General features: G+C 39.2%; 18 protein-coding genes and 1 riboswitch. Of the genes, 7 read left to right on the forward strand and 11 right to left on the reverse strand.

What is annotated here, in order from left to right:
* Positions 1 to 84: 84 nt before the first annotated feature.
* The gene (locus ABD000_RS05410) at positions 85 to 618 is read left to right on the forward strand and encodes a hypothetical protein (protein ID WP_343764735.1); all 534 of its coding nucleotides are present in this window, start codon (positions 85 to 87) and stop codon (positions 616 to 618) included.
* A gap of 508 nt (positions 619 to 1,126) precedes the next feature.
* Here ABD000_RS05410 and ABD000_RS05415 read toward each other — a convergent pair.
* The 10 genes from ABD000_RS05415 to ABD000_RS05460 all read right to left on the reverse strand — a co-directional run bounded on the left by ABD000_RS05415 (position 1,127) and on the right by ABD000_RS05460 (position 10,222).
* Positions 1,127 to 2,650: a GH3 family acyl-acid amido synthetase gene (locus ABD000_RS05415; RefSeq protein WP_343764736.1), complete on the reverse strand. Its 1,524-nt coding sequence runs from the start codon at positions 2,648 to 2,650 to the stop codon at positions 1,127 to 1,129.
* Between the two features lie 91 nt (positions 2,651 to 2,741).
* Positions 2,742 to 3,218: a nuclear transport factor 2 family protein gene (locus tag ABD000_RS05420; protein WP_343764737.1), complete on the reverse strand. Its 477-nt coding sequence runs from the start codon at positions 3,216 to 3,218 to the stop codon at positions 2,742 to 2,744.
* Positions 3,215 to 4,402, reverse strand: a complete 1,188-nt coding sequence (gene fabV / locus ABD000_RS05425; protein WP_343764738.1) for an enoyl-ACP reductase FabV — start codon at positions 4,400 to 4,402, stop codon at positions 3,215 to 3,217. Before fabV ends, ABD000_RS05420 begins: the two co-directional genes overlap by 4 nt.
* Before the next feature lie 25 nt (positions 4,403 to 4,427).
* Positions 4,428 to 4,784: a DUF4260 domain-containing protein gene (locus ABD000_RS05430; protein WP_343764739.1), complete on the reverse strand. Its 357-nt coding sequence runs from the start codon at positions 4,782 to 4,784 to the stop codon at positions 4,428 to 4,430.
* Positions 4,781 to 5,338, reverse strand: a complete 558-nt coding sequence (locus ABD000_RS05435) for an acyl-CoA thioesterase (RefSeq protein ID WP_343764740.1) — start codon at positions 5,336 to 5,338, stop codon at positions 4,781 to 4,783. Before ABD000_RS05435 ends, ABD000_RS05430 begins: the two co-directional genes overlap by 4 nt.
* A gap of 1 nt (position 5,339) precedes the next feature.
* Positions 5,340 to 5,708, reverse strand: a complete 369-nt coding sequence (locus tag ABD000_RS05440; RefSeq protein WP_343764741.1) for a 6-phosphogluconate dehydrogenase — start codon at positions 5,706 to 5,708, stop codon at positions 5,340 to 5,342.
* 115 nt (positions 5,709 to 5,823) lie between these two features.
* Positions 5,824 to 7,200 (reverse strand): DNA recombination protein RmuC, encoded by a 1,377-nt coding sequence (locus tag ABD000_RS05445; protein WP_343764742.1) that lies wholly within the window; start codon positions 7,198 to 7,200, stop codon positions 5,824 to 5,826.
* 71 nt (positions 7,201 to 7,271) lie between these two features.
* The gene (locus tag ABD000_RS05450; protein WP_343764743.1) at positions 7,272 to 8,060 is read right to left on the reverse strand and encodes an ABC transporter ATP-binding protein; all 789 of its coding nucleotides are present in this window, start codon (positions 8,058 to 8,060) and stop codon (positions 7,272 to 7,274) included.
* A 3-nt stretch (positions 8,061 to 8,063) separates the two neighbouring features.
* Entirely contained in the window at positions 8,064 to 9,086 is a 1,023-nt protein-coding gene (locus tag ABD000_RS05455) for an iron chelate uptake ABC transporter family permease subunit (RefSeq protein ID WP_343764744.1), read from the reverse strand.
* Positions 9,083 to 10,222, reverse strand: a complete 1,140-nt coding sequence (locus tag ABD000_RS05460) for an ABC transporter substrate-binding protein (RefSeq protein ID WP_343764745.1) — start codon at positions 10,220 to 10,222, stop codon at positions 9,083 to 9,085. Before ABD000_RS05460 ends, ABD000_RS05455 begins: the two co-directional genes overlap by 4 nt.
* A 69-nt stretch (positions 10,223 to 10,291) precedes the next feature.
* Positions 10,292 to 10,521: riboswitch (cobalamin riboswitch) on the forward strand.
* A 31-nt stretch (positions 10,522 to 10,552) separates the two neighbouring features.
* On the opposite strand from ABD000_RS05460, the gene ABD000_RS05465 reads away from it, so the two are divergent.
* Both ABD000_RS05465 and ABD000_RS05470 read left to right on the forward strand, forming a co-directional pair.
* Entirely contained in the window at positions 10,553 to 12,433 is a 1,881-nt protein-coding gene (locus ABD000_RS05465) for a TonB-dependent receptor plug domain-containing protein (RefSeq protein WP_343764746.1), read from the forward strand.
* 2 nt (positions 12,434 to 12,435) lie between these two features.
* On the forward strand, positions 12,436 to 13,533 hold the full coding sequence (locus ABD000_RS05470; RefSeq protein WP_343764747.1) for a YncE family protein: 1,098 nt from the start codon (positions 12,436 to 12,438) through the stop codon (positions 13,531 to 13,533).
* Between the two features lie 61 nt (positions 13,534 to 13,594).
* Here the strand turns inward: ABD000_RS05470 and ABD000_RS05475 are convergent, their stop codons facing one another.
* Positions 13,595 to 15,052, reverse strand: coding sequence for a S41 family peptidase (locus ABD000_RS05475; protein WP_343764748.1), 1,458 nt, complete (start codon positions 15,050 to 15,052; stop codon positions 13,595 to 13,597).
* A 129-nt stretch (positions 15,053 to 15,181) separates the two neighbouring features.
* Here ABD000_RS05475 and ABD000_RS05480 point away from each other — a divergent pair, with 129 nt between their 5' ends.
* The 4 genes from ABD000_RS05480 to ABD000_RS05495 are packed head-to-tail and all read left to right on the forward strand — an operon-like array spanning position 15,182 to position 17,228.
* On the forward strand, positions 15,182 to 15,691 hold the full coding sequence (locus ABD000_RS05480; RefSeq protein WP_343764749.1) for an RNA polymerase sigma factor: 510 nt from the start codon (positions 15,182 to 15,184) through the stop codon (positions 15,689 to 15,691).
* A complete protein-coding gene (locus tag ABD000_RS05485) occupies positions 15,678 to 16,106 on the forward strand; it encodes a hypothetical protein (protein WP_343764750.1) in 429 nt (142 codons plus the stop codon). Before ABD000_RS05480 ends, ABD000_RS05485 begins: the two co-directional genes overlap by 14 nt.
* A gap of 35 nt (positions 16,107 to 16,141) precedes the next feature.
* Positions 16,142 to 16,669 carry a DUF4252 domain-containing protein gene (locus ABD000_RS05490; RefSeq protein WP_343764751.1) on the forward strand — a complete coding sequence of 176 codons (528 nt, stop codon included), beginning with the start codon at positions 16,142 to 16,144 and terminating at the stop codon, positions 16,667 to 16,669.
* Positions 16,670 to 16,676: 7 nt separating this feature from the next.
* Entirely contained in the window at positions 16,677 to 17,228 is a 552-nt protein-coding gene (locus tag ABD000_RS05495; RefSeq protein WP_343764752.1) for a DUF4252 domain-containing protein, read from the forward strand.
* The last annotated feature ends 138 nt before the right edge of the window (positions 17,229 to 17,366 follow it).

The raw sequence follows: 17,366 nt of genomic DNA on the forward strand, positions 1-17,366 counted from the left end.
CTACTACTATGAACGGTATCATTCCTTAAACTTATGCAAATCACTTTTCTGACTTTCTTAACTCTAGTATCTTTAAACAAAAACATGAATCACATCATTCCTGTGGCCATTGAAGAAGAGGCTAAAATAGCGCTCTCTTATTATCCTGAGCTGGCAGACACCTACATTGAGTTTAGGTTTAAGGATGGCATCAAAAAGTCTACGATGCAAGCCCAGCCTACATATACTAGCTTTTTACGCAGCAGGAAAAACAGGTCGTATATTATTTTGATGAACCGTTCCTTCAAAATTGAGGATGAAGAGTATCTCCTTACCAGTGTTCCTAAAGACGTGCTTATTGGTTGGTTAGGACATGAATTGGGTCATGTAATGGATTACCGGGGTAGGGGAACCGTAGATATGTTGTGGTTTGGATTTAAGTATTTATACTCTGGTAAGCATATCAAAGAGGTAGAGCGTGCAGCAGATACCTATGCCGTAAAACACGGCATGAAGGATTATATACTAGCCACTAAAAATTTTATTCTCAACAACAGTAAACTTTCACAAGCCTATAAAGACCGAATTAGAAAATTCTACATGTCACCTGAGGAGATTATGGAGTTGGTGGCGGAGTAAGTTCCTCCCCAACCGTCCAAAGGAGGGGCTTTGATCTTTGCCGCGATTGGCAATTTCATCGCATCTTAGACCCTTATCAGGATCTGCTTTTTACTTTTTCAACACCTCATTTTAGACATCACATTTCGACTCCGCTCAATGTGACAGTACATTCCCGTGCCCGCGTGCCGCCAGAGCTTTAGCGGAGGAGCAAGGCAGGAATCCCCAAACAACAACTGTAGTGTATACCTATGCTCGTGATGCTTAGTATAAGATTTCTCGTAGCTGTGTTGTTTTGAAATGACGATGTGAGAAGTCTATATTCTAACAGCGTAGCGGTCTTGTTTCTATATTCTACAAGCATTACGATTTCATGATATATGCTTCGACTGCGCTCAGCATGACAAGAGAGGTAAATTATTCCAACAGCAAGGCCGTCTAATTTCTAAATTCTATAAGCAAAGCGATCTCTAATCTATGTTGAAATAAAAACCTAAGTAAAAATTGTCCTCAACTTCAAATGATAATCTTAAGAGCGTTCTTTTACAAAGGTCTCCCACACACTAAATTTATCTTCATCCATAACGCGCTCCATTTTTACTTGTCCGCCCTTCTTTTTGTTATGCTCATTCCAGTCGTGAAATAGGGTAGGATCTATGGTCGTTACTTTGACACCTTTAAGTGCTTTTGAGCGTGCAACCTTATAGTTTTTGTTGGCGTCTTTTAGAGCTTCGTCCAGTTTTTGAGCAACTTCTTTATCATTGAGGTCTGCGGTTGTTCCTAAATACCAATGGTGATGGAACTCTTCGTCAATGCGGACTGCAGCTAAGGTAAATTCAGGAATTTCAACGTCATATTCCTCTTCTATTTCTCCTATAGCGGTATTCATTTTATTTACTGAAAGTTGCGAACCCACTACGTTTAGAAAAAATTTGGTACGTCCAGTAATCTTGATTTCAGCTTTTTCAATATCGGTAAATTCAATGGTGTCACCGATCAAATAACGCCAAGCTCCAGAGACTGTACTCATGATTAAGGCATAATCCTGATCCAATTCAACATCTTCTAACATTACGACAGGGGCATCCTGGGTAAGCGAACCATCCGGATTGATATATTCAGGTTTAAACGGAACAAACTCAAAGTAGATCCCATTATCGGTCACTAATTTCATCGCATCTGTTTCGGGTCCCTGCTGAAAAGCGATAAACCCTTCAGAAGCTAAATAGGTGTCTATCACCGTAATTGGACGCGCCAGGTGTTTATTAAAACTCTTTTCATAGGGTTGAAAGGCGACTCCGCCAGAGGTATACACCTGTAGATTAGGCCAAATATCATGAATGGTAGCTACGCCATGATGTTCGATTACTTCTTGCATCATGAGTTCCATCCAGGATGGGATTCCACTTAAGGCTCCAATATCCCAGGTTTTCGCATTTTCAGCAATCGTTTTGACACGATCATCCCAATTGTCAATTTTTGCAATATCTTCACCGGGTTTGTAATATCCCTTAAACCAAAAGGGAATATTGCTTGCGCTTATTCCACTAATTTCGCCTTCTAAATGTCCGTCACGTTCTTGTAAGTCTGTTGAACTACCCAACATCATGATTTCTTTCTCGTAGAAATCTGCTTCCAGATCAAAATTAGCCAGAGCAGTAACTTGTTGGATTCCGGCAGCGCGAATGGCTTCTATCATCTCATCCGTAACGGGAATACGTTTACTGGTTTTTCCCGTGGTGCCAGAGCTTAGGGCGAAGTAAGAGGGGCTTCCGGGCCAGGTGACATTCTTTTCACCTTTATGAAGCTTTGACCACCATTCAACGTTCATCTTATCATAGTCATGATACGGTACAGCTTCCGCGAAAGCGGTTCTAATATCTACATGAGTGAGAATTTCTTTAAAGTTATAGTGTTTCCCAAACGAAGTATCCTTTGCAGTTTCAAGCAATTGGTACAACACTTTTTTCTGCTCTTCTACAGGATTAGCATCTGGGGTAAGTTTATCTTTTAAATCTATCGCGCCTTTAATAAGGGAACCTAGAATTGCCATGGAAAAATTTTTATTCGAAAATAGTTTTCACAGTTGCGAAATCGTCCCAATAAAACGCTAAAACAAAGGCTATAAGGTGTTAATTCTAGAGTTATTCTTGTGATCTTTCAAATGCAGTCAACATCGCATTGGTTTGTTGTTGCAATTTTCTTTTAAAGAATGAAGTCCAGCCTAACAGATAACCTTTTATGCCCATTGTCTGAGTAGCCCAACGGTGTAAATCAAATTTATCTGTGTGCGTATAAATTAAGCCGTCTTTTAATTCAAAATTAGCGTTAACAATATTATGTACTTTTCTGCCGGTTTTGCTAAAGAGGTAATGCGTTTCCCAAACGGCGCTTCCGGCCTCATAAGTCTGTTGGATATCACGATAGGTTACTGTAAAATCTTTACCCAGCTGACTTTGACATAGCATACGCCACATGTTTTTTGCTTCATCACCTTGCAACGTACCGAAAGCAGGATCTGTAAATGTTATCTCATCGTGATAACAGGCTGCCATAGCATCGCCATCCAGGGCTTTGAATGCACGATAAAATTGCGCTATAATTTGGTCAGGGGCGCTCATTGGAGTCCGGGAATTGCTACCATTTCATTCACCTCTTTGTCGTAATCTATTTCTTCAACTTCAAACCCAAAAAGGTTGAAAAAATCGGTATGATAGCCTTTTAAATCACTGATCTCATAAATATTTTCTGTGGTGGCTTGTTCCCAAAGTTGTTCAACCTCTTGCTGAACATCTGCCCGCATCTCCCAGTCATCAATTCGAATGCGACCTTTATCATCTAGCGGAATTTCATCCACATACAAACGCTCCTTAAACATGCGGTACATTTGTTCAATACAGCCCTCATGAATGTTTTTTTCTTTCATGATTTTATATAACAATGAAATGTACAGCGGTATCACCGGAATAGCAGAACTCGCCTGAGTGACCAAGGCTTTGTTAACAGAAACATAGGCTTTTCCCTTTACATCGCTTATTGATGTTGTGATTTCTGAAGCGGTATGTTCTAAATCTTCTTTTGCCTTACCAATGGTACCATCGCGATAGATGGGTTGGGTAAGATCGGGACCTATGTAGGAGTAGGCCACAGTCATCACATTTTCTGAAAGTACATTAGCTTTATGCAAGGCACTCATCCAGCGTTTCCAATCATCGCCTCCCATCACGGTGACCGTATTTTCAATATCGTCGCCTTCGGCTGGTTCGATGTGAACTTGACTGATTTCACCAGTGTGAAAATCCACGGTTTTATTCTTAAAGGTTTGCCCTATGGGTTTTAACACCGATCTAAAGCGTTCGCCGGTTTCCGGATGTTGTCTTACCGGTGATGCCAGGCTGTAAATGACCAAATCAATTTTTCCTAGGTCTTGTTTGATAAGTTCAACAGTTTGAGATTTAATTTCGGTAGAAAAGGCGTCTCCATTAATACTTTTGGCATACAATCCTTGTTGTTGCGCTTTTTCTTCAAACGCTGCAGTATTGTACCATCCCGGCGATGCAGGCCGCCCTTCTTTAGGGGGTTTTTCCAAATAAACACCTATAGTAGAGGCGTGAGAACCAAACGCGGCTGTAATGCGTGATGCAAGTCCAAAACCGGTCGATGATCCTATAACCAACACGTTTTTAGGACCGTCGATCTTTTCTTTAGCGTTTACATAGTTGATTTGGCGTTCCACTTCTTTAGCGCACCCTGTGGGGTGAGCAGTAAGGCAAATGAATCCGCGTGTTCTGGGAGTGATGATCATAGTTAGTTTTAGTTAGATGGGGTTACTAGTTTTTATTATTGGTCCAACCTAAATGTGTATGCTTAAAATGATCTGGATATTTTAAGCCATAGCCCAATATACGATCAAATGCTGAATGCCCTAATAAAACACTCCCAGTCAAGACTAACCATTCATCTAAGAAGTACAAGCCTGCGGCAATTACCATAAAAGCGACGCCTTTATGATGGAATAGGTTATAGCTTATCGCTCCAAATTTGGTGTTTATCAGGTATCCAAGCATCCCGATATCTGGAGCTAAAAATAAAGCGGCATACCACCACCAGGCAATGTCAGTAAAGCTAAAGAGTAAAATAGCAAAAATTAGGGTTGCGATTTCTTCTAAGTTTAGGAGAGTTTTCATGATGTTTTAAGTTCAATGACTGTATTCAATCCCTCTAATTGACCCAAGTACTTTTCTATGTCAAAGGTTTTTGCATCAAATTCTTGTTCGCTGCGTTTGTAATCATCTTTTTTACGCATACGTTCTACAAATCGGCGTACGTCTTGCTTATACTCCAATTTTAAACCGGGTACAGCCGCATTTTTACCAAGTTCATCTTTAGCCACCATCGTAAAGTAAGAAGAGTTACAGTGCTTGATGACTCCGGTTTGAATATTTTCGGCTTCTACACGTATTCCAATCACCATACTGGTGCGACCGGTATAATTCACGCTGGCTTTCATCGTGACCAGTTCACCCACTTCGATCGGTTGAATAAAATTTACCTTATCCACACTTGCCGTTACGCAGTAATTCCCGCTATGCTTAGAAGCACAGGCAAAGGCAATTTGATCCAATAAATGGAGGATATAACCTCCATGAATTTTACCGCTAAAATTTGAATGGGAGGGAAGCATAAGTTCCGAAATCACCATGCGCGTTTCTCGTGGAGTTTTATAAGCGGGCTGATCCATGCTAATTTCGGTTAAAGTGAGGTGATTGCTCTAAGGTTGCATCTGTAATAAAGTAGACCGTATCTCCCCACCAAAAGAAGGTGGCGTAGCGTTCTTCATAGGTAAGTTTGACATACTTGCCTTGGTATTCTTGCAGCTTGTCAATAACTTCTTGATTCTTGTCCAATACCGAAAAACTAAAAATCTGTGCTCCACTAATTCCCTGACTGATTTCTCCTTCCCAGGTTTTTGAGATGATGCCTTTCTTACTGAACTTGATCAATTCACCCGCTCTGGTTCCTTCACTGTAAGTGACGAAATAAACGAAGGCAAAATAGGCTAGAAAGAGCACCAAGACTCCACTGATAAATAGAATAAGTATTTTTTTCATAGTATTTTAGTTTTATGCAATAGTCAAGCTATACCATAGAGAACATCCCTCTAAATCTCCCTTCCTTTGAAGGAAGGGTTGGGGATGGATGTAGTTTATATTTTTTTTAATTTTCTTACTCACTAATAAACAACTCCTCCTGATCGTTTTCTTCAGCCTTGTTTAACAGCTTTTCATCAATGCTTTTATTGGCCTTGGCTCCCAGTTTCTTTAATTTTTCTACTTTTTTGATCAGGTTGCCTTTCCCAGTCAGTTTTTTCATGGTGGTTTCATAACTACCCTGCGCAGTTTGCATCTGTCTACCAACTTTTAAAAGGTCATCTGTAAGAAGCGTAAACTGATCGTAGAGCTTTCCGGCTTCCATGGCAATTTCAATGGCATAGCGCTGCTGCTTTTCATTTTGCCACATCGTATCGATGGTTCGCAGGGTGGCGAGTAAGGTGGTAGGTGTGACGATCACAATATTTTTATCAAAGGCTTCGCTGTATAAATTTGAATCAGAATTCAGTGCCATGGCAAAAGCCGGTTCAATGGGGACAAAAAGCAAGACAAAATCTGGACTTTCAATTTCATACAACTCATGATAGTTCTTGGCAGAAAGGTCATTCACATGCTTCTTTAAGGCTGCAACGTGTTCTCTTAAATAACGCTCTTGTATTTCTTCATCTTCTTCATTGACATAGCGTTCATAGGCATTGAGCGAGACTTTAGAATCAATGATCATCTTTTTGCCACCGGGTAAGTGAATAATCACATCTGGGAATACGGTTTTACCTTCTTCGGTCTTAAAGCTGGTTTGTACTTCATATTCCTGATCTTTTTCTAACCCAGACTTTTCCAAGACACGTTCTAAAACTAGCTCTCCCCAATTGCCGCGCATTTTGGCATCTCCCTTTAAAGCTTTGGTAAGATTCTTAGCCTCATCACTCATTTGCTTATTCAGGTCTTTTAAACCCAAAATCTGCTCCTTAAGGCTGGCGTGGCGCTCAATGCTCACTTTATCAGAATCTTCCACTTTCTTTTCAAAGCGAAGGATTTTTTCTTGTAGTGGATTCAAAATTTGCTGAATGTTCTCTTTGTTCTGGCGAGTAAATTTTTCAGATTTTTGATCCATAATCTTATTGGCTAGATTCTCAAATTCTTTGGTGAATTTTTCTTGGAGTTGCTCAATTTCGGCTTTTTGTTCTACTAATTTTTGGGTGAGATGATCTGCTTCGCCTTCCTTTCGCGTAAGCGAATCTTTTATAAATTCCCGCTCTCTGCGCAGTTCCTCTTGAATCTTGCGTTCTGTTGAGAGTTGTTGATCACTTTGGCTTTTTACCTCTTGTAGCTGAGTTTCTTTTTCTGAAAGCTGAAGATTCAATTGCTTATTTCGCTCCTGGAGGGTGCTTTGAGCTGCTTTTGAGGTGAGTCGGGATAAAAAATAGCCTACTAATCCACCTATGATAAGTGAAGCAAACAGGACTAGGATTAGAAGAACGTCATTATTCATTCAAACAAAATTTACCCAAAGATAAGAAGTTGGAATTACCTAGCCGTGTTGAAATGCGTTCCATTCTACGCTTATTCAAGATTCATCTTAAAACTACCTGAAGTTTGATCAAATACGATGTATTCTTTGGGGAATAATTGATTAAAAGCGCCGCGTTGAACTAAATTCTCTGAAGTGTCCATGACGACTTTTTTGTGATTAACAAGTATTATTTTATCACATAACTGAATTGCCGGATTAATTTCATGAGAAGCAAAAATGATGGTTTTATCCCGCTCATGTGCCAGTTTTTTGAGTAATCCTAAAGTGTAGGTTTTGTGGAATAGGTCGAGATGAGTCGTGGGCTCATCTAATAAAATGATGGGTGTGTCTTGAGCCAATGCACGCGCCAGCAGCACGCGCTGCAACTGTCCATCACTTAATTGATCGCAAGTGGTTGAAGCCATGCTTTGCATATCCACCTCGTGCAGGGCGTTAGTTATTTTTTGTTGATCCAGATTAGAAAGTTTGCCATTCCAACCTGTATAAGGATGCCTGCCAAGTGCGATGAGTTCGTAGACGGTGAGTCGCTTAGAAATAATTTGATTCGTAAGCACAACGCTGATCTGTTGTGCAAATTCTGCGGGAGTATATTCCTGAATAGTTTTTTTGTTGAGGTGTATATTTCCGTCAAGCGGAAGTAAAAATCCTGCAAGTGTTTTTAAGAGGGTAGATTTTCCCGACCCATTGATCCCAATAATGGCGACTAACTCTCCTGAAGAAATCTCAAGATCAATTTGATCTGCGACTAAACGTTCACCTTTTTTTGAAGCATACCCTATTTTTAGATTGTTTGTATGGATTAATGTTGCTTTCCCCATGATCTAAAAGATAAGCCGTTTTCGTCTCACTAGTAACCAAATAACCACCGGCGCTCCAAAAATAGAAGTCACCGCATTTATGGGCAAGGTATAATCGCTGCCGGGCAATTGTGCAATACTATCACAAAGCAGCATTACGATGGCTCCGCCTAGCGCAACTAGCGGAATTAACCCAAAGTGATTGTTAGAGGGCGTGATTTGCCTTACTAGATGCGGCACCGCAAGTCCTACAAATGCAATAGGACCGGCAAATGTAGTGATGCTGCCTGCCATGCACGCTGTTGCGATCATCACGATAAAGCGGTTTTGCTTTAATTTTAATCCTAGGCTTCTGGCGTACCAGTCTCCCAATAATAACGCATTAAGACCTTTAGCTCCTGCAACGCTCAATAGCATACCCAGACCCCAAAACAGGCTAAGTACAGCAAGTTCTTTATAAGTTAAGTCGCCTAGACTGCCCAAAGACCAAAATACATACTGTTGTAATTGAGCTGCCGGACTCATATACGAAAGCACGCTTACCACAGCACCTGTTAAGCTGGCGAACATTAAACCAATAATCAAGATCGCCATGGTATCTGTCAATCTAGCCGAAGCGATTAAAATGGCCATTAAGAGCAACATGCTGCCTAAACTTGCAGCAATCACAATCGTCCATGGCGATAAGATAAATGCTCCTAAAAAAACACCGAATAATCCCGCCCCCATAATGACTAAAGCCACCCCTAAACTTGCCCCGCTACTTAGTCCTAAAACGTAGGGGCCAGCTAACGGATTTTTGAATAAGGTTTGCATTAAAAGTCCGCTAACTCCAAGTCCGGATCCAACCAAAATTGCAGTGAACATTTTCGGGATTCTGTAGTCCAAAATAATGTAGTTCCAAGCCTCTTTAGACGACTCTCCAAAACCTATGATATTAAGGATTTCTTTTAAGGGAATTTTGACCGATCCTAAACTCAAATTGAGTAGGGCAGAGGCGACTAAAAGTAGAATGCCAAAAACGATATAAGTAGACGTCTTTTTCACTCGTTTTTTAGCGGTTTAAAAAAGGTAAAATTATAAGCCTTAAATTGCGCGGGATGAAATATCTTAGCCAGGTCTTTTAAGACCAAATCAGGGCGATTTGGCGCTAATTCGTAGTATAAAACACCTCCGGTAGCTCCATTTTCTACGGTAAAGCTATACACATTTCGCTCTTCAAAAGACTTAAACTTTTTGTAATGGTCACTTGAGGTAAGCATCTGGTTATAAGAATTATGTTGACCGGGACCAACCCACACATCTGTACTATAGGCTTTCTCTATAACAGCCTCAATTCCTAAAGAAAGGCTTCCGCTGGCGTTTGTTTCGCTAAAAATATAGTTCCCGCCGGCATCTGCAATCAATTTTGCTTGCCAACTCTTTCCGCCGGGTGCATACCAAACGTCTTTATACAGTGCTCCGGAAAGTACTGTTGGGCGATCTTCTTTTTGCGCTACTTTTTCTTGAATTTCAAGGTAGTTTTTTTCAACGGTTTTGAAGGTTTTTTGGGCTAAAGAGAGCTTGCCAAAAAGTACCCCAAAAAACTTAATCCATTCGGCTTTTCCCAGGGGGTGTTCTTCAACCCAATCTCCATTAAAAAGAACAGGAATTTTTGCTTGGTTTAAGGTCTTAAATGATTGGTTCGTTCCATCGACTGAAAAGGCAATAAGCGCATCTGGATTGAGGTCTAAAATGACTTCAGTATTTAAGGATTCATTTCGACCAACTTCTTTGATTTTTTTGTCCTCGATGAAGGAGCGCGTGAGCGGAGATGAAATATAATCTAATTGCGGAAAACCCATCAAACGATCAATCACCCCTAAGGTTTCTAAAGAGGGAATATGTGTAGTAGAAGTAGTGATGATTTTTTGAATAGGTAATTGAAGAATGGCATCTGCTTTAAGACCCTTGGGTGCAGATTTATTCTCTTTTACTAAAACGTAGGTATACGTGATATCAGCTTTGGGCCATGGAGAATTTACGTTTAAAGTGTAATAGTCTTGGTATTCTAAAATAGAAAAGCCCGTGGCGTATTGAATTTGGACTTCATTTACGAGTTTTGACTTGCCGGGGTCCTCTTCTTTTACTTTTTTACAAGAAGAGAGTGCGAGTAAGAACAAGATGAGATACCGGTACGTCATTTTTTGATTCACAAGATTTCAAAAATAAGACTATTTATTAAGTCTGCTGAGTGATTATAATTGATTACTTTCGCGTTCAGTTCATATGGTTCTGTGATTTATGTACCGATCGCAGATTAAAAGGGAAGAAAGTGATCTAATAGAGAAAATCTTTCGCTGTTCCCGCAACTGTAAGCTTTAACTCTTATGTAATAGAGTTGGTGAACAATACTTCTATACCACTGCAGCTAAAGAGAAAGGTGCGGGAAGGTAATTGTTCATACGCAAGCCAGGAGACCTGCCTTATGGATATAACACATAAAAACCTTCGGGATAAGGGTTTCTATATCTATGAGATCGACAGTATTCATTTTAGTCATACTCTATCTGAGTGTACATAGTCTTTGTGCGCAACGAGATTCTATTGAACTTCTTCAAGAAGTTTATCTAAGTGACGAACTTTTAACCGATTTTTCAAAAGGAATTATTGTTCAAAAAATTGCTGACTCTACCACACTTTTGTTTCGACCCAGTTTGACAGCTACGCTTCGAAATACTTCACCTATTTACTTTAGGGAAAATGGTCTTAGCGGAGTATCCTCTGCATCATTTAGAGGGACAAATGCTGCGCAGACAGCTGTGGTGTGGAATGGTATTAACATCAATTCACCTTTGACCGGTCAGACAGATTTTAACGTGATCAACGCTACTAATTTTGATGCTATCGATGTTCGTTACACGGGTGCCGGGGTTCAATATGGTAGTGGTGCGATCGGTGGTACCGTTCACCTGTCGAATGAGCTCAAATTTATACCGCATACTGAACAGCGCATCATAACCTCTGTAGGTAGTTTTGATCATTATCGTTTTAATGCGCGTACTTCTTTCGGAAAAAATGGATTTTCAATCAACACTAGTTTTAGCGTAGTGGATGCCGAAAATGACTATAATTTATTCAGAAGCGATCAACGCAACGAGAATGCAGCGATAAGTCATACCACATTCCAACTCGCTGCCGGAAAATTATTAGGAGAGCGCCATTCCATAAAATTTTATCATCAAACCCAAGAAAGCAATCGGGAGTTTGCCGGAAGATTGTTTGGAAACAGTTATTCTCCTTCTAATGATAGTTATAAGGATACTTTCTTACGAAATTTAATTAAATGGACGTATCGCAAAGGTCATTTTTCATCTACTACCAGTGTTGCTCATCTCTATGAGGCGTATACGTTTTCTTCGGGAGCAGATGATACTGAAACATCTTCTGAAGAAACTCTTATTGGAGATGGTGAAGCCAACACGTCAATCCTACGTTGGAAAGGCGATTATCGCATTCCCGCCAAGGCAAAATTAAGTGTGATCGCCGAAGACAATTTCACCCAAGCTTCAGGTTTAAATATCCCGGTTGAGCAAACACGTAATTTATTTTCTATATCAGTACTGGGATCACATCAACTTACGCAGCGTTTATCGTATGGGGTTAATTTTCGGCAAGAATTTACGCCAGCTTTTGAATCTCCCTTTCTCATTGGAGGCGATATCAATTATTGTGTTCAAAAGCAAATTGAATTGACCTTAAGCGGTTCAAGAAATTATCGTATCCCTACGTTTAATGATATGTATTATGGAGGTGCGGGCGGAATAGGAAATCCGGATCTCAAACCAGAAGAATCTGTACAATTAAATGTAGGAGGAAGTTTTGATAATGAGTTCATGGAACTTTCACTAAATGGTTTTATCATCAATACCACAGACATGATTCAGTGGTTTCCTTTAGACAACGGTTTATGGTCTCCGGTTAATATAGCAGAGACCAGGCAAACGGGACTTGAATTTATAGCCGCCACAAGTAGAGAAGTAGGATCAGGAAAGCTAACCGGCAATGCGACCTATGGATATACTCATGCCGTTAATTCATCTACCTTAGATCGTTTGATCTATGTGCCTGCGCACATGTTTAATGCCAGAATCGGGTATGAGATAAAACGATTTTCTGCCTTTTATCATAATCTATATACAAGCAAAGTATTTACAACGGTTGATGAAAGCTTTTCAATCCCGGGATACGATATTTCCAATATTGGTCTAAACTATACGGTCGTGCAAGGCGAATATCTCAATCTTACATCTCAATTTATAACACGTAATCTTTTTCAAAAAGAGTACCAGGTTGCGGGAGGGTTTCCCATGCCGGGCCGCTCATATCAACTCCAATTAATTTTTAATTTTTAACTATGAATATTCTTAAGAGTATATTTTTGATAGCCCTAAGTGTTACATTATTTTTTTCCTGTGATACAGACGATGATCAACCAGATCCAGTGCCGGCCGGAGATTATACCCCGGGATTTTTAGTTTCTCATGAAGGAACGTTTAGCGGAGTTTCAGGATCAACTTCATTTATGTCTGCGGATTTGATGAATGTGCAAAATGAAATTTACGAAGCAGTTAATAAGGATGTTGTTGGAAACTTTCAGCAGTCTATTGGCTTTAGAGATAATTTTGCCTATTTGGTAGTAGATAATACAAATACAATTACTATCGTAAACAGAAATACCTTTAAAAAAGTAGGGGAATATACAGCTGAAGATCACGGTATTTCTACCCCACGTTACATCGCCTTTGATGATGATAACGCCTATGTAACGAATCTAGGGGACGCTTTCACACCAACAGATGATTACCTGAGCGTAATTCCTTTAGATGAGTCTGAAGATGTAGTCACTGTTCCATTGGCTGAAGGTCCTGAACAACTCTTGGTTCAAAATGGTTTTGTTTATATTACGCATAAAGCAGTTTTTAGTTCTCAGGGTAGTGAACTTCTTTCTATTTACAATATAGCAACTGGATCTGTTGATGAATTAGTAGTGGGTCAAAGCCCAGATGAAATTTACAGTGATGTCAATGGGGATATTTGGATTTTATGTGATGGGAAATTTATATACAATGATGATTTTACTCAAATAATTGATGTTTTACCCAGTAGATTGGTGAGGTTAAGCGGAAATTCAAATAGCATTTCCCAGACGTATAATTTTACTGACGAGGTTCTGGTGAATTATATGGCGGTTGAAGGCGATAAGATCTATTACATTAAAAATGGTAGTTTTTATGCCATGTTGGTAAATGCGACTGATGTGCCTGCTAGCTCAATAGCTGCCCTTGAAACTGATGCTATTTACGGGTTGAGCGTTTTTGATAATCAATTATTTGTGTCAGATGCTGGAACATTTTCTGAACGCGGAGATATCGAGATATATGATGTCAACAGTGGAGTTTTGATCAATGAGCTGGAAGTAGGCATGATACCGTCAAAAGTCTACAAGAACTAATTCAATCAAAAATCCCCCTATTGAGCTATAGCGGGATTTGATTTTTCCTTTAATAGTTTATCTACTCTTGATTGAACTCAACCTGCATTCCTTTGTCCTTGATTAAAGGATTTGAAAGAAATGAGGCAGAAGCTTTACCATCAAACGGAGCAGGAGGCACGGGATCTCCTGATATAATTGACAACGCCTCAGCTAACCAGGGTTCATTAGGATCTCCAAGTTGACCTAAATTAGCTACATTTTCCTGACCTAGAAGTATATTAGGAACTAAGCCATCTACCGGCACAGTTTCATCATTCGCATTTGAGGTTATCAAGACTAAAGGTTGTATAACATAAAAATGGGCTTCATTAAATTCTGGTCCGTTTTTAGTGAAGTTTTCAGAATCATACAATGTAATAGATGCCTGAGATTTTCCTACCGTCTGATCTCCCACATGGGTTACTGTAATATAGGGTCGCAGACTATTAATTAATAATTCACTGGCAGATGCACTTCTTCTTCCGGCAAGAACAAAGAGTCTATTGAGACCTAGACTGTTAATACTTTCTCCCGTTCGTATGGTATCATCAAATTCATTGGTGATGTCTCTGTTTATATCACCCGATAGAATTGCTGCTTGAATATCTGCATTCCACTGTTCACTGGCATAAAGTTCATCATTGAATTGACCGGTAACCATGCTAGAAAGATCTTTGGCACTTTCTACAGAACCTCCTCCATTATAGCGCACGTCAATGACAAGTTCTGTGATACCTTCTGCTTGAAATATAGCAAATGCATCATTAAGTTCGTCATCAAAATCAGCTACAAAACTGGTGTAATGAAGGTAACCCACTTTAGATCCATTAACATCGATAATTGAAGTAGTTAAAATAGGATTTTCAATAAGCTCAACGCGATTGAGGGTTACTGTTTCTCCTGTAGAACTGATCGTATTGCCATTTAAAGTAGCTATACCTAATTCAAAAGAGCTACCAGATAATAACGCATTAACATCATCCTGATCGTCAAGTACATTTCCATCAACGCTATTAAATAATGTTCCTCTGGTTAGTCCGGCTTCATCTGCGGGAGATCCGGGGATAACATATAAAGTCGCTAGAAACGTATCAGAACTTCCTTCGATAGAAACATACGTTAATCGTAAACCTGTAGTGGTCTCTTCTCCTGCAAATTGTGCTTCCAGTTCTCTGTAGTCCAGCGATCTAAAACTAAACCGGTCAAAATCAGTTACCAAATCATTAAAGAACAGATCATCAGCATTCTCAAATGAGCTGAGGTAATCTGTATATTCTTCATTTGTACTAAAACGATCATTAGCAAGATTAGGACTGTCTGCTTTGTATAAATAGAACGCATTCATTCCTTTCCATACAAAATCTTCAATCTCAAGATTACTGGGGTCGTTAAATTCAATAGACTCAACTTCTTTTACTTCATCATCTTCATCTTTAAAACATGATGTCAATATACTTGCACTTATCACTCCTAGGAGTATAACTTTTATACCTTTCATAGTTCTTATTTATGGGTTAAAAATAAAGAGAATATAGATAGAATAAAATAAATTGTAACAAAATGGAGGATGTATCGTCATCACTATGTACGGCAATAAGAATGCCATACTTTTGACCAAACCAATCAAATGAACCAAGAAGCGTTCTTAACTTTATTTACTCCTGTACAAGACAAGATGTATAGGTTTGCACTGCGCCTTCTCAGTTCAAAAGAGGCGGCTCAGGATGCAGTGCAAGAGGTGATGACAAAGCTCTGGAATAAAAGAGAACGAATTAAAGGGTATACCAATCCACAGGCATTTGCCATGACGATGACAAAAAACTATTGTCTGGATCAGCTTAAATTAAAGCAAAACAATACGATGAGGATTGTGCACAGTAATTATGAGGATCAGGGTAGAAACCCGGCAGCCATTGCAGAAGTTAAAGATGAATTGGATTTTGTCCGTAAAATTATGGATCAATTGCCAGAGCAGCAGCAAATGGTGTTGCAGTTGAGGGATATTGAACAACAGGAATTTAAAGAGATTGCAGAGGTATTGGAAATGAGTGAAACAGCGATACGGGTTACACTTTCAAGAGCACGCAAGAAAATTAGAGAAGAACTTTTAAAAGTACATCGTTATGGAATTGCATAAGGTAAAAGAATTATTAGCCAAATATGAAGAGGGAAACACTTCATTGACAGAAGAAAAAATGCTAAGGAGCTATTTTTTAAGTGATCACATAGCTCCTGAGGTCAGCTCATACCAGCCGTTATTTAGTTTTTATGATAGAGAAGGAACTCAACGATATGAAGCCAAAATAACGGTAAACAGAAGTTCTTATGTAAAGTGGATAGGAATAGCGGCATCTATCATTGTCATTTTAAGTTTGTTCTTACTAAATGAATTTGGCACTACTAATGACTTAGGAACTTATGAGGATCCAGAAATAGCGCTAAAAAAGACTAAAGAGGTACTTCACTTAGTTGGTAGTTTCATGAATGAAGGAACTGAACAATTAGGATACATTAAAGAAATTGAACATACCGGAAATCAAATTTTAAAGTAAATAACAATCAAAATAAATAATTTAAAACAGGAATGATGAAAAAACTAGTATTAATTATAGCCGTTCTCCTTTCAACGTATGTGTCAACAGCACAAAACTTTGATAAGTACGAGAACATGAAAGATGTAAAATCTATGGTGGTGACCAGTAAGATGTTCAAATTGCTCACTAAAATTGACCTGGATAGCAATGATCCTGAAACACAGCAGTACATTGATCTGATCGAAAACCTAGATAACATAAAAGTCTTCGCGACCGAAAGTCAATCGTTACGATCTCAAATGAAAGCTGATGTAACTAGTTATCTAAGTTCAAGTTCATTAGATGAGTTGATGAGATTTAACGATGATGGTAAATCGGTAAAATTGTATTCCAAACCAGGCAAAAATAGCGATTACGTCAAAGAAGTCTTTATGTTCATTGATGGTATTGAAGATGGAAAGCCCATGTCTGTGGTAGTACAAATCAAGGGAGATTTGAGCTTAAAGCAGATCGGTAGACTAGCCGAAGACTTAAATATTACCGGAGCAGATCAGTTAAAAAAAGTATCAAAATCTAAATAAGACAACCATGAAATCAGCCTTAAAAATAGTAGCCGTTTGTTTAACTGTATTCTTAGCATCCTGTGAGCAGGAGCCCACATTACAAGAATACTATGTAGATGCACAGGAAAAAAGCGGAATCATCACCTTTGATATTCCTACCAGTCTTATGACCGGTGAAAACTCCAATCTTGACCCGGAGCAAAAACGAATTCTTGAAACGATCAATAAAGTAAATGTTTTAGCGATTCCCAGCAATGAGGGAAGCTTTACAGCAGAAAAAGAACGCGTATCATCCATCCTAAATGATGAGCGATATAATTTGTTGATGAAAGTAAATGATAACGGCAAGCAGTTTAAAGTGATGTACCTGGGCGAAGATGATGCTATTGATGAGATCGTAGCCTTTGGAGTGGATCAAGATCGCGGATTCGGACTAGCGCGTATCATAGGAGATCAAATGAATCCTGAAGAAATCATGAAACTTGCCTCCAGCATGAAAGATGGTGATTTGAATGTGAGCGGAGTACAGGAGTTTTTAAAAGGTATCGACACCAGCGGTTTCGAAAGAAAGGATTAGTGTTCCTTTTTGAACATACAAACTAAAATGAAGCTGTCTAAAAAGTATACATTTTTAGTATTTATGTCAATTGAGCCTGTCGAAATGGTCAATAACAAGCCTTTAAAGAACTTCGATGGGCTCCATTGACAACTAAAA

The organism is Gangjinia marincola, assembly GCF_039523415.1.
Classification (GTDB): Bacteria; Bacteroidota; Bacteroidia; order Flavobacteriales; family Flavobacteriaceae; genus Gangjinia; species Gangjinia marincola.